We start from the raw sequence: 13336 nt of genomic DNA, 5'->3' as shown, positions 1-13336 counted from the left end.
ATTGTCGCCAGTGCGCGATACTCGCGGACTGGCGGAGCTCCTTGGAGCCGGATACACTGATCCATGACTGATAATTGTGTGGAACCTATTAAAAGCAGGCTCCCAGGTCAAGCCCTTTCGGAATTCAGAGGATTCCAAGCCCCGGATCAACCGGATTCGCCCTCTTCAAGGCGATCAGACCTCCCTTTCAGGCGGGGTGCCTGCAAGAGTAACTCTTGCCTCATCATCGAACAGGAAAACTTCTTACATCAAGATGTTACGTTGCAGAACATCAGCCCCGGAATTTCTTCACCCGACAGGCCCTTGCAACAACCCTCTGCTCTCCAGAGAAAACCTGTATACTCTAAATATCAAAATCAGACCGCCTTAACCACGGCCAGATTAAGGAAAGGCTTGAATATCGCAAATAGGGCAGCACTCTTTGTTCAGGAGCAACTCCCATACAGGTTTCTCTAACATCAACAACAGAGGACACTGAGACGGGGAATGCTTGATGTTACTTTCAGAACCAGAACCGTCAAGCTGGCCTATCAGTACTGGCTGAGCAAATGCCCTGTTGGCCTGATCCCTGGCCGACCCCATATTGATCCTCTGGAAATGGTCGCTTTTCTTCCGCACATTATCCTGCTTGATGTACAGCACAATCCCCTGGATTTTCGCTACAGGCTGGTCGGTACAAAAGTCGTCCCGCTTCTGCACAGGGACTACACCTCGGAATGGATCAGCAACATTCCCAACCAGAAATCACCGAGTACTGTCTGGACCAACTGCCGCGCAGCGGTTGAAACAAGCAAACCTATTTATGCCTATACGCCTTATGTCGGCCCGAAGAAGGATGTTCTTGATGTAGAAGACCTCATCATGCCCCTTGCCCTGGATGGGAAAAATGTTGACATGCTCTTTATCATTCTGGCCTACACCAAGAAGTCCAAGCTCCTCTAGATCTTCAAATTTAATGGACTCCTCCCCCACTCGCCCTTTATAAATTCTAAGACACAAGTCGCAGCGGTCAGCAGGCAAAAGCATTCAAGTAACTTTCGACAGATGAGCACCCATAAATGAACGGCAGAGCCTTTATCAAAATGCACGGTCTCGGCAACGATTTTGTCGTCATTGACGCCCGTCAAGAGCCGTTCAACCCAACAGAAAAGCAATCCCGACTGATTGCCGATCGCAGATTCGGGATTGGTTGCGACCAGTTCATTATTATCGAGCCCCCGGTTCACCAGGACGCTGATATCTTTATGCGTATCCGAAATGCTGACGGCGGTGAGGTTGGTGCCTGTGGTAACGCCACACGCTGCATCGCCTCCCTTATCATGCAAGAAGCCGAGAGCGAGCACGTTACAATCGAAACTCTCGCAGGCCTCCTTCACGCCAAACAGTCCCATAAAAATCTGGTCACGGTGGATATGGGCCCTGCCCGGCTTGAGTGGCAGGAGATCCCGCTGACAGAAGAAAGAGACACGCTCAATATCGGTATCAAGCTCCCTCCACTGAAAAACCCCGTCGGCGTTAATATGGGCAATCCCCACGCCGTCTTTTTTGTGGAAGATGCCGAGGCCATTGAGCTTGATGCTCTTGGCTCAAGATTGGAACATCACCCGCTCTTTCCCGAACGCGCCAACATTGGCGTCGCAGCGCTTATAGGTAAAAACCATTTGCGCCTCCGGGTTTTTGAGCGGGGCGTGGGCATTACCTCTGCCTGCGGCACCGGGGCCTGCGCTGCGGCTGTTGCTGCGGCCCGCCGCGGCCTCACTGACCGGGAGGTCCAGGTCGATCTTGACGGCGGCAGTTTACAGATAAACTGGCTGGAGAATGGCCAGGTCCTTATGACCGGCCCGGTATCAATTGCCTTCAGAGGTGAAATTGCTCCCGAATTGCTGAACGTGAGCTGAAGTGACTGCAAAAAAGCCTCCAGACAAACCTGCGGATTTGTGAGAGTAATGCACAAAGTCTTTTCCCTTCTCATCACAGTACTGGTCCTGAGCGCTTGCCAGACAGTAAAGCAGGCCGAGATAAAAAATCCCCATGGGGCCTTCGCCATTGGCGACAACTTCAATTACGTACAGCGGGACAAATTTGCCTCGGACCTGGGGCGCTACATCCCAAATCCGGAAGAGACCGTGCTTTTTATCTATAATCACGGCACAGAAAACAGCGGTATCGGGCAGGAGTGTTACCCGGATCAAATCCCTTCCTATGCCCGGGCAATCGTCCGCCAACATCCCCAGACGGTTCTATATTATCTCTGTTCCCAGGAAATTGGTGTCAGCAGCGGCGGGGACCCGAAGCAACAGCGTTATTTTCGCCGCAGCACAGAAATCTCAAGAATTTTGGGACTATTTAGAGCCCACGGCGTCTCTGCAGATCGCACCTTCCTGCTTGGACACTCAGGAGGCGCCTCAACAACCCTTGTCGCTGCAGCCGACATCCCCGATGCTTTTAATGGTTTTATTGTCACCGCTCCCGGATACGGTTTTGCCCATACAGGCAAGAGCAGAGAAACAAAAGAACTCGCCCCCCATTACAACACATGGAAAGCAGCCGTCGAAAAAGCCAGGGGCAAGCCTGGACTGGTCTATGCCTTTACTGGCGACACCTTTGCCCCTCCCACAGATCTGTACTTCATGACGGGGATGTCAAACCTACAGCTTATTATCCAATCCCCAAAATCCTGTGGTATCTCAGACTTCCACGCGTATCCCTGGAGCCGCTGCTTCAGGACGGAAGAGACACCAAAAATCTGGAACTATATTCAGCAACAGCTAACAGAAGAAAGCCAACAGGCTGTTTATGCCCAATAAGTCCTACAGCTAACAGCTTGCTTCAGGGAAACCCCTTATTAAACCTCATAGCAGGCTTGCACAGCAGCTTCTGGACAAGAACAATCCGATAGGTCATAACAGCCGCATGACTAAGCAGCAGACAGACCCTAAGATCGTTACTTTTGGTTGCCGCCTCAATACTTACGAGTCCGAGGTGATGCGTCAGCATGCGCGCGAGGCTGGCCTGTCTGACACCATTATCTTCAATACCTGTGCTGTCACGACCGAAGCGGAAAGACAGGCGCGCCAGAGCATTCGCAAAGCCCGGCGCGACAACCCCGATGCCAAGATCATCGTTACAGGCTGCGCAGCCCAGATCAATCCCGAGGCCTATGCCTCAATGAAGGAAGTCGATCACGTTCTCGGCAACGAAGAAAAGCTGAAGCGGGAGAGCTTTGATCTTGAAGGCAGTGCCCGTGTCGCCGTCAATGACATTATGGAAGCAGAAGAAACCGCGGCCCACCTGGTTCACGGCTTTGAAGAACACACCCGCGCCTTTGTCCAGATTCAGCAAGGCTGTAATCACCGCTGCACTTTCTGTATCATCCCTTTTGGCCGGGGCAATAACCGTTCGGTCCCCATCGGCGCCATCACAGAACAGGTCAGAACTCTGGTTGATAACGGTGTAAAAGAAGTTGTTCTCACAGGCGTAGACATCACCGACTACGGGCTGGACCTGCCTGGAAAGCCCACGCTGGGTCAGATGACCCGTCGACTGCTTGCTCTTGTTCCCGGGCTGAAGCGCTTGCGTCTTTCCTCTCTTGATCCAGTCGAAATAGACGAGGACACCTACCGCCTGATTGCCGAAGAACCCCGACTTATGCCACACCTGCACATCTCATTACAGGCAGGTGACGACATGGTGCTCAAGCGTATGAAACGCCGCCACCTGCGTCAGGATGTGATCAAGATGGTCCGACGGGCCCGCGACCTGCGCCCGGATGTGGTTTTTGGTGCTGATATCATTGCCGGTTTCCCGACGGAAAGCGACGAGATGTTTGAAAACACCTTTGCTCTGGTTGATGAACTTGACCTCACCTATCTCCATGTTTTTCCCTATTCGGAAAGACCTGGGACACCTGCCGCAAAAATGCCCCAGGTACCCGGAAATCTGCGCAAGGAACGTGCAGCGCGCCTGCGCTCCGCTGGCGAGATCGCGGAACAGCGCTTTTTGCGCAGCAGGGTCGGGCAGACGGCCCAGGTGCTGGTTGAAAAGAACGGCTTTGGCCGCTGCGAACATTATGCGCCGATTCAGATTGAAGAGCTGGAAGGCGACAGCACAGGAGAAATCGTTCCAGTTTATATTGCCGGAATTAAGAACAACAGGCTTCTTGCCTATCCGCTCGGCAGCCCCGCAGCAGAAGCTGCCCGGAACGTGATCGCCGCCCAATAAAAATCAACACAATAAGAACAAACAGTGATGGCCCAGGTATGAGTGACGAAAACAAAAAATCCGGCTGGTTTTCCCGCCTCAAAGCTGGCCTGAGCCGTTCATCGTCCAAGCTGGGCGATGGTATCGGCAGCATTTTCACCAAGAGAAAACTCGATGATGAAAGCATCGAGGAACTCGAAGAACTTCTGATCACTTCAGACCTCGGTGTTGCCACCTCGGCACGACTGGCTGCCAATCTGGCAAAGACACGCTTCGACAAGGATGTTGATCCGCTTGAGGTCCGGGAGAGCCTCGCGGCTGAAATTGAAAAGATACTCGAGCCGGTCGCCCTTCCCCTTGAACCTGATGGCACAAAAGCACCACACATTATCTTGATGGTTGGCGTTAACGGCAGCGGGAAAACCACGACTATTGGCAAGCTCGCCAGCCACTATAAAGCCCGGGGCCTGAAGGTTATGATGGCAGCTGGCGACACCTTCCGCGCTGCAGCGATTGAACAGCTGCAGATCTGGGGCGAAAGAACCGGTTGTCCAGTCGTGGCAAAAGAAACTGGCTCAGACGCCGCCGGATTGGCTTACGAAGCAATCGAACGCGCCCGTTCGGAAAAGGCCGATGTCCTGTTAATCGATACTGCCGGGCGTCTGCACAACAAGTCAGATCTTATGGCAGAACTGCAAAAGGTTCTCCGGGTTATCCGCAAACTGGATGCCACAGCGCCGCATGACATTGTTCTGGTTCTTGATGCAACCACAGGGCAAAATGCCCTGTCCCAGATCGGCACCTTCAAGGAACTGATTGATATTACGGGTCTGGTTGTCACAAAGCTTGACGGTTCAGCCCGGGGGGGGATTCTGGTTGCCCTTGCCGAAAAGTACAGTCTCCCGGTTCACGCCATCGGGGTTGGTGAAACAGCCGAAGATCTTCGCCCCTTTACAGCCCGTGATTTTTCCCGCTCCCTCATGGGACTGGGCAACAGCTGAGCCAGAACAGGACAAGCAGATGATCTCTCGTTATGCGCCTCGGAATCCTCTTTTTGCCTGGCTCGGGCACGCCTGCTTGACACTGGCAGGCCTGCTCTCTTTTGCCATCGGAACAACAGTACTTTCACACGCCGAAGAACCGAAACAATTCAATCAGAATGAAGTCATAGAGCGTTACGGGAAAATCGCCGCGGGTCTTGCGCTGGAAGAACGCTGCAATCTGCTTGCCCCCCAGTATCGTCAGGAATATTACTGGCAACAGTATCAGCTGGATATCACCCTTAATCAGGTTTTTACCAACACACCCATCCTGCCAATGATCCGAAACAGTGCTCTCCAGGTCGCACAGGGAGACAAGTTCACCTGTGATCAGAAATCTGAAGATTTTATCAACTTTTCCCTGCTCAGGGCGGGTGAGTTAACTCATGATCTCACCGGACAAACCTATGCCCCCGGGATAAGCGATCTGGCGTTTAACCAGGACAGATTACAGGTCGTCGCAGATGCCGCAGGCACAAATGCTCTCTGCCAGCACCTCCTGCCAGAATATGCAGAACAGCTTTCTGTGGGCTATAAAGCCTTGCGCCAAACCTATCTGGACCGATACATGGACAAGGCCGATCCGGCAGCTCTGGACAATGCCTTTACAAGCGCCGAATCAAACCCGCTATCCAGCTGCAATGAAGATACCCGCCGGATCAGTCTTCAAGGTTGGCAACTGACCCGGATGATCATGTCTCAATTTCAGCTTTCCTTTGAAGCAAAATAACGCTTTCTGCAAACACACCCTTCTCAAAAACTTACCGGTTCTGTTGCCTGCAACGCGCCTGCGACAGCACACAGATCAGCTCGAACATCAGGTTAACCCCGACAATTGCGGTATTACCCGACTGGTCAAAAGGGGGAGAAACCTCCACCAGATCAGCCCCGATCAGGTTCAGGTCTCCCAGGCTGCGGATCATGACCTGTGCATCAAAGGGAGTATAGCCACCGACCTCCGGTGTCCCCGTTCCCGGTGCATAACAGGGATCAAGTGCATCGATATCAAAGGTCACATAGGTTTCTCCCTGTCCCGTGACCCGGTGTATTTCGGCAATAACCTGTTTGATCCCCAGATCATAGTATTCCTCAATCGTGATAACCCTGATGCCCACCTCCCTGGCATATTCCTCATCAGAACGATCATACCGTGACCCACGAATACCGATCTGGACCACCCTTTTTGGATCGAGCAAACCCTCCTCAATCGCCCGGCGGAACGGCGTGCCGTGCGTCAGTTTGCTGCCACCAAAATAGCTGTCATTCACATCCATATGGGCATCAAAGTGTACCATTCCGACAGGCCCTCGCCCGGAAACCAGCCCGCGCAAGACTGGCAGGCTAATCATATGATCTCCCCCGGCCACCATCGGCATGACCCCTGCCTGACGTACAGACGAAATAAAATCGCTCACCCGCTCCATCGTCACAGCCATATCCACCGGATTAATCTTCACATCGCCGAAGTCAGCAATTCGGCAGTCGTCAAAAGGTGCAACCCAGGTTGCCCCGTTATACCGCCGGATCAGGCTGGACATGTCACGTAACTGCCGGGGTCCATGGCGCGTTCCAGGACGATTGGTCACTCCCGCATCCCAAGGGATACCGATAATCCCGATGTCGTAACCGGAAAAATCGCTCACATGCGGCAGGCGCATAAAGGTGGCAATGCCACTAAACCTTGGCATATCCAATCCATCAGGGGGCAACTGTGTTACATCGCTCATCAAATTTATCCTCATCTGGTCCGGGTCTGGTCTGACTTGGTTTCAAGAAAATCTGAAAAGAGTATCGCTCCCGCCAATAGTTAGATAAATTACCAAATAACAAAATTAACTTTGATAAAAATCTAACTATTATGCAGTTTGATACTATCGATCTCCGGCTTCTCAGAGTTTTCATTACTGTGGCTGACTGTCGGGGCTTCTCTGCTGCCCAGGCCGAGCTGAATACCAGCGTCTCCACCATCAGCTCCCAGATATCTGATCTGGAAACCCGGCTGGGATTACGTCTTTGCCAGAGAGGGCGCACAGGTTTTTCGCTGACAAGTGAAGGAGAGAATATCTACAAGGCCGCCCGAACCCTGTTTCATCAGATCAGCGGCTTCAAAAGTGTGGTCTCGGATCTGAAACAAGAACTCAGCGGCAGGCTGTCTCTGGGATTTGCAGATAATCTGATAACCCATCCCTCAGCGCCAATGACAAAAGCCCTGCAGAATTTTCTGGAACCAAAAACAGATATCGAGATTGTTCTGACCGTTTTATCACCCAACCAGCTGGAACGGGAACTCCTTGAACAGCGGCTGGACGTCATCATCGGCGCTTTTCCCAGACACCTGCCGGGCATTAACTACAGCACCTTGTTTGAGGAACACCAAAATCTCTACTGCGGGAAAGGCCACCCGCTGTTCGAGGCGGAAGAACAGGAGATTGCTGAAGTTGACATCACAGTTCACCGACAGGCACAGCGCGGCTACACAGCCGGGCGCCCCCATCCCTCAAATCTGGGCAGCGGGGCTTTTAACGCAACATCATACCATATGGAAGGGCTGGTCTATCTGATCATGACCGGGCATTTTCTCGGTCATCTGCCAGACCATTATGCCCGGCGCTGGGTCGAGACGGGCCAGCTCCGCTGCCTCCACCCCGATCGTTTCGGCTATACATCAGCCTTTGAACTGGGCACCCGTGCAGGAACCCATCTGTCACCAGTCGTCAGAGGCTTCATCCAGGAACTGCAAATTTCCTCGGGACAATCCTGAGACCACGAAAACTCCTGGCCGATCAGATCAGGCACTCCTGATTTCATGAATGAAGTTGTCGACCTGAACATTCAGCATCTCGGCTTGCTGCGAAAGTTCAGACGCAGCAGCCAGCACATCCTGTGCCGAACGTCCCGTCTCTTCCACGCCACCGGTAACGTCTGAAATGGTTGACGTTACCTCGCCAGTTGCTGCTGCGGCTTCCTGGACATTACGGGAAATCTCCTGTGTCGCCGCGCCTTGTTCTTCAACAGCTGCAGCGACGGATGCCGTAATTTCGTTGATCTGCTTGATCGTTCCCGTAATTTTCCCGATAGCATCCGCAGCAGTATCCGTCGCCCCCTGAATTCCGGTAATCTGCAGTGAAATTTCTTCTGTAGCTTTTGCCGTTTGTGTCGCAAGGCTTTTGACCTCGCTGGCGACCACAGCAAAGCCCTTACCGGCATCCCCCGCTCTTGCCGCTTCAATGGTAGCATTCAGGGCAAGCAAATTGGTTTGCTCGGCAATATCAGAGATCAGCTTGATCACCTCCCCGATTTTGGTTGAAGCCGCCAAGAGGCCTGTAACCTGCTGGTTTGCATCATCAGCCCGATCGACCGCATCCCCGGCAATCGTTGTCGACTGGCTGACCTGACGACTGATCTCGTTGATAGAGCTGGAAAGCTCCTCTGCCGCTGCCGCAACAGTCTGGACGTTACCCGAGGCATGTTCAGATGCTGAAGTCACTGCCACCGCCTGTTGCGAGGTGTTTCCTGCCGTAACCTGCATACTCTCGGCTGTACTGCGCATTTCGGTTGCTGCAGCGGAAACGGTCTGGACGATCCCCTTGACCTCGTTTTCAAAACGATCCGCAAGCTCGACCATCGCCTGCCGCTTTTCTATTTCAGCGCGCCGTTCAGTTTCTTCGCGCTCTAGCCCGAGACGCTTAACCTCCAGGGCATTGTCTCGGAAAACAAGCACTGCCCGGGCCATGTCTGCCACTTCATCCTGCCGCTCGGCCCCGGAGATCTCGACATCCAGATTGCCATCGACAAGTTCCTGCATCGACTTTGTAATCGATTTGAGAGGAAGGATCACCCGCACAGCAACAATCCAGAATGAAACCAGACCAGCCGCGACACCAATCGACAGGATAATCGCCCGCATAACCAGGCGGCTCCAGCTTTCAGCCGCAGCAATATTCGCGAGTTCCACTGACTTTGCGTTGGTCAGGTCAACCAGATCCCAGATGTGGCTGATCGCAGCTTCTGACTGTTTTGACCAGGTGGCTTCATCAACGGGGTAATCATCCCCGTCGATACCCTTTTTATAAACATCCTCCCGCAGCCCCTCGAATCCTTTCTCGCTGAAAAAGGAGTTCTCCATTTCAACAATTACCCCCGTAATAGCCGGCAGGGCATCAGGCTGATGTCCATAAGCAACAAATTCGCTCCAGGCGACTTCCAGACGACCGCGGTCCGTAAAAAAGTTCTTGAGGCGTGTTCCCCTCAACTTGACCTTTTTGGAAATAGCATAGGCGATACCGGCTTTCTCCCGGCTGGCATATTCGCTCATCACCCAGGCACTGTTCTTCAACTGCTGTATGCTGTTGAACTCTGCCCCTGACTCGATCGGGCGAAAGGCACTGCGGTCACGCAAAATTTTTGATGCCATGATCATCGTGGTAATTGTAGGCTCAGCCGCATCGCCGACTTTACGATCCCGTTGAAATTTTGGCACCGAAATATAGGTATCGACCCCCGGGCGGAGCTCCTGCAAGGCGGCAAAGGCGCTCTGAGTTTCCTCGAGCACGGCTTTCTTATTGGCAAAGTCCCCCTGGGCATCCAGCCATTCTATCGCCAGAAGATAGTTTCCATCCGCTTTTTCACGTGCGGCAGCCAGTGCTGCTTTTCCCGCTTCGGAAACCACCTGACTGTCGGCGATTGCGACATTGGACAACGATCTTTCCTCAGCCCAGTACTTTGCCGCAGTTATCAGATGCCCCTCGACCCGGTTTGATTCGAGTGTTGCCTGAGCCCCCTGATAATCTTGCCAGTCCCGTAATGCTGACGTTGCGGCCTGATAGATAACAAGACCCGTCAAAATCAAGGCGACAGCATAAAGACTGTTACGAATTGTAAGGGCTCTGGACAGCATCGGGTAACTCCCTGAATGGATATCATCTTCCGGACAATATGAACGCTAGGCACGATCCTTTAACATTACACTAATATTTGCCACAGAAATCAGACAAAAAGAGAGAAAAGTAAAAATTCCAAGCTGTGAATGTTACATATAAGCGACAAAACCGACATATTATCGCCTAAACCGATAGAAGATATCACTTCAATCTATAATTTGCCGCTTCGCCCTCTATTCCGATCAGAAAAAGTCCCCTGCTGTACGGTCCTTTATAAATCCTGTGAATTTAGAAGTTGCCTTTCCCGGACCCTCACCGGGATGAAAGATGTATCCCGGCCAACATGCAACGCACAGAGCCCCCGGCTTTTTCAATCGTCGGAATGTTCAGGGGAACCAGAGGGATATAGCTTTCGATGGTTTCAATCTGACTTCTGCCCAACGCCTCATAAGCCGTCTGGGATAAAGCCAGGATTCTCCCGTCTTTCCCCCTAACCTCCATCATGTTCCCCGCAAAACGGGCAATCTGTTCTTCCGAGAGATCAATAATTTCACGACCGGATTCCTCCAGGCGACGAACAATTTCGGCTCTGCGTTTGGCTTCCGCCACCATGGACAGTGAAATCGCGGCAAAGTCTGTCGCGATACACATCAGGACATTGGTGTGGTAAACGGCAACACCCTTGCGATCCCGCGCCTCAAAGACCATCGGTTCATAATTGAACTGCGTACAGAATCGCTCGAGCAATACCGGATCAGTCCGGTTGGACCGGATTGCATAGGCAATTCTTTCAATATGATCCAGCACCATTGCCCCTGTCCCTTCAAGAAAGAGGCCATCCGGTTCAAGCCCAGAATAGTCGATAACTTCCTGGACCCTGTATTTCTGCTTGAGCATATCCACGACATCATGTCGGCGTTCTTTTCGCCGGTTTGCAGCAAACATCGGATAGATTGCCATATGCCCGCCAGGATGAGTCGAGAACCAGTTGTTGGGGAAGACAGAATCAGGTGTCTGGTCGGTTTCATCTTCAAAAACATGGACACGAACACCCCGCCCCTCCAAGGTCGCAATCACTTCACTTGCCTCCCGGAAGGCCGCTTTGGCAACCGCATCGGGACTGCCGTCAATGTTATCCGCCTGAAAGCTGTTATCAGCAGCAGTTTGCGGGTTTGGGAAAAAATGATGGGGACGGATCAGCACCACGGCTGAAGGAGCCTGCACACTGTGACTTTTCATCTTGAACCTCGGATTATCCCTGGTGTGGTGGATTTGAACTTCGCTACCTAGTATTCAGCTACTCCGCTGGCGAAGTACAAATCCCTAAACCACACTGGAATCATATAATTACCAGTGTCCTGACCGGATCCGAAATTCGTGCGGAGACTATTGCGAAATGTAGCGAATTTCAGATTCCGGACACTGGTATAGGGGCAGCATAAAACGTCAGAAAATCAGGCTGCAGACTGGTGAGAACGCTGCAACAGACCATAAAGATTTCTGGGGTCTTCTGGCTCGGCAATCATGTCCAGCAATTGAAAGTGGTCCGTCTTGAGCAACAGATCCTTAACATAACGCAGGGCTGAAAAATCTTCGATGGCAAAGCCGACACTATCAAAGAGAACCACATTTTTGCGGCCTTTTTTCCAGTCCGACTTTCCCTGGATAATTTCCCACAGTTCGGTGACCGGATGGTCTGCATCCAGTTGCTGGATTTCCCCTTCTATACGGGTTTGCGGCAGGTACTCGGCAAAGATATCCGCCCGCAGCAGGATATCCCGATGCAGTTCCGTCTTGCCCGGGCAGTCTCCCCCAACTGCATTTATATAGACACCGGCACCAACCATGTTATCCGTCAGGATTGTTGCGTTCTGTTTGTCTGCAGTCACAGTTGTGATGATATCTGCACCGAGAACCACGTCCTCCACAGAATTACAACGGACAATCTGGAACCCCAGTTTTTCAAGGTTGTCTGCACATTTGTCTGTTGCCGTCCCGTCAATATCGTAAAGCCGCAGTTTCTCAATCCCGAGAACCGCCCTGAACCCCAGCGCCTGAAACTCGGACTGTGCGCCATTCCCGATAATCGCCATTGTCAGTGAGGATCCCGTTTTTTCTTCGCCCCCCAGCACCAGATGTTTTGCCGCAAGGGCAGAGGTTGCCGCTGTTCTCAGAGCTGTCAGAATTGTCATTTCTGACAAAAGCACAGGATAGCCACTGCCAACATCCGAAAGCGCGCCAAAGGCCGTGACAGTCTGCAGCCCTTTTTTGCTGTTCTTGGGATGCCCGTTAACATACTTGAAGCTATAGATTTCTCCGTCGCTGGTCGGCATCAACTCCACCACCCCTTCTTGCGAATGAGAGGCAACCCGGGGCGTCTTGTCAAAAAGCATCCAGCGTTTGTAATCGTCTTCGATATAGCCGGTCAGTTCTGACAAGAATGTTTCGATCCCCTGAGCAAGAATAATCTTTGTCATATGCTCCACACTGACAAAGGGAACCTGATTTTGTTGCCCCTGAGAGAACTGCGGGGAGAGCTGCGGGGAGAACTGCGGGGATCGCTTTTTCATTTTCAGTGCCTGCTTTTTTGAGTGAAACCTGGATGCCTGCTGCATCCTTTCCTGATCATGACACCCAGAGTATTCGGGCAGGCTGCTGCCTAAAATGCCAGAAAAGTACAAATTTATTCAGAAAATTTGACATAATGACAGTTGATATTATCATTATGTCACCCTGACCAGTAATTCAAGAAACCCCTCATGCATACAAAAGACCCCCTGTACAAGTTTGACGATCTGGACAGAGAACTGATCACGGTACTACGCAGGGATGGCCGGGCCTCCATTTCAAAACTCGCACAGATCCTGAAAGTCTCCAGAGGCACGGTACAAAACCGGATAGACAGACTTCTGGAAACGGGTGCTCTCCTCGGTTTCACAATCCGCGCCCGGGAAGACAGTGAACCCGGTTTGATCAAGGCGATTATGACCATCGAAGTTGCCGGGCGCTCAACAACCCAGGTTATCCGAAAACTCAGAGGACTTCCCGAGCTTCACACCCTGCACACAACAAATGGCAGCTGGGATCTCATCGCTGAAATCAGAGCAGAGAACCTGCATGATTTTGACCGGATTTTACGGGAAGTCAGAATGATTGAAGGCATCCTGAACAGCGAAACAAGCATTCTTCTCAGTTCCGTCTAGGCAAAACACAGAA

At 52.1% G+C, this 13336-nt stretch carries 12 protein-coding genes; 8 read left to right on the top strand and 4 right to left on the bottom strand.

The genetic code is table 11. The annotated features are described in order from the left end of the window. Window positions 1–486 precede the first annotated feature (486 nt). The 6 genes from B152_RS0113505 (at window position 487) to B152_RS0113480 (ending at window position 5970) form a co-directional block, all read left to right on the top strand. The gene (locus tag B152_RS0113505) at window positions 487–942 is read left to right on the top strand and encodes a PAS domain-containing protein (protein WP_020592959.1); all 456 of its coding nucleotides are present in this window, start codon (window positions 487–489) and stop codon (window positions 940–942) included. 116 nt (window positions 943–1058) lie between these two features. Then, the gene (gene dapF / locus B152_RS0113500) at window positions 1059–1898 is read left to right on the top strand and encodes a diaminopimelate epimerase (RefSeq protein ID WP_020592958.1); all 840 of its coding nucleotides are present in this window, start codon (window positions 1059–1061) and stop codon (window positions 1896–1898) included. Window positions 1899–1946: 48 nt separating this feature from the next. Beyond that, complete coding sequence (locus B152_RS0113495; RefSeq protein ID WP_020592957.1) at window positions 1947–2807, top strand: alpha/beta hydrolase; 861 nt, start codon at window positions 1947–1949, stop codon at window positions 2805–2807. A gap of 106 nt (window positions 2808–2913) precedes the next feature. Continuing rightward, window positions 2914–4221 (top strand): tRNA (N(6)-L-threonylcarbamoyladenosine(37)-C(2))-methylthiotransferase MtaB, encoded by a 1308-nt coding sequence (mtaB, locus tag B152_RS0113490; RefSeq protein ID WP_051083057.1) that lies wholly within the window; start codon window positions 2914–2916, stop codon window positions 4219–4221. A gap of 38 nt (window positions 4222–4259) precedes the next feature. Next, window positions 4260–5201: a signal recognition particle-docking protein FtsY gene (ftsY, locus tag B152_RS0113485; RefSeq protein WP_020592955.1), complete on the top strand. Its 942-nt coding sequence runs from the start codon at window positions 4260–4262 to the stop codon at window positions 5199–5201. A 19-nt stretch (window positions 5202–5220) separates the two neighbouring features. Next, window positions 5221–5970 carry a hypothetical protein gene (locus tag B152_RS0113480; protein ID WP_020592954.1) on the top strand — a complete coding sequence of 250 codons (750 nt, stop codon included), beginning with the start codon at window positions 5221–5223 and terminating at the stop codon, window positions 5968–5970. A gap of 31 nt (window positions 5971–6001) precedes the next feature. On the opposite strand, the gene speB is transcribed toward B152_RS0113480, so the two are convergent. Continuing rightward, on the bottom strand, window positions 6002–6967 hold the full coding sequence (gene speB / locus B152_RS0113475) for an agmatinase (protein ID WP_020592953.1): 966 nt from the start codon (window positions 6965–6967) through the stop codon (window positions 6002–6004). A gap of 131 nt (window positions 6968–7098) precedes the next feature. Here speB and B152_RS0113470 point away from each other — a divergent pair, with 131 nt between their 5' ends. Further along, a complete protein-coding gene (locus B152_RS0113470; RefSeq protein ID WP_020592952.1) occupies window positions 7099–8001 on the top strand; it encodes a LysR family transcriptional regulator in 903 nt (300 codons plus the stop codon). A gap of 27 nt (window positions 8002–8028) precedes the next feature. Here B152_RS0113470 and B152_RS26300 read toward each other — a convergent pair whose 3' ends face one another. The 3 genes from B152_RS26300 to B152_RS0113455 all read right to left on the bottom strand — a co-directional run bounded on the left by B152_RS26300 (window position 8029) and on the right by B152_RS0113455 (window position 12690). Next, window positions 8029–10137 carry a methyl-accepting chemotaxis protein gene (locus B152_RS26300; RefSeq protein ID WP_020592951.1) on the bottom strand — a complete coding sequence of 703 codons (2109 nt, stop codon included), beginning with the start codon at window positions 10135–10137 and terminating at the stop codon, window positions 8029–8031. Between the two features lie 295 nt (window positions 10138–10432). Beyond that, a complete protein-coding gene (ctlX, locus tag B152_RS0113460; RefSeq protein WP_020592950.1) occupies window positions 10433–11359 on the bottom strand; it encodes a citrulline utilization hydrolase CtlX in 927 nt (308 codons plus the stop codon). A 215-nt stretch (window positions 11360–11574) separates the two neighbouring features. After that, window positions 11575–12690 (bottom strand): ornithine cyclodeaminase, encoded by a 1116-nt coding sequence (locus B152_RS0113455; protein WP_033406453.1) that lies wholly within the window; start codon window positions 12688–12690, stop codon window positions 11575–11577. A 189-nt stretch (window positions 12691–12879) separates the two neighbouring features. On the opposite strand from B152_RS0113455, the gene B152_RS0113450 reads away from it, so the two are divergent. Then, window positions 12880–13323, top strand: a complete 444-nt coding sequence (locus B152_RS0113450) for an Lrp/AsnC family transcriptional regulator (RefSeq protein ID WP_020592948.1) — start codon at window positions 12880–12882, stop codon at window positions 13321–13323. Window positions 13324–13336 lie beyond the last annotated feature (13 nt).

Source organism: Kiloniella laminariae DSM 19542, assembly GCF_000374005.1.
Classification (GTDB): Bacteria; Pseudomonadota; Alphaproteobacteria; order Kiloniellales; family Kiloniellaceae; genus Kiloniella; species Kiloniella laminariae.
This window is presented reverse-complemented; position numbering and strand designations above follow the sequence as displayed.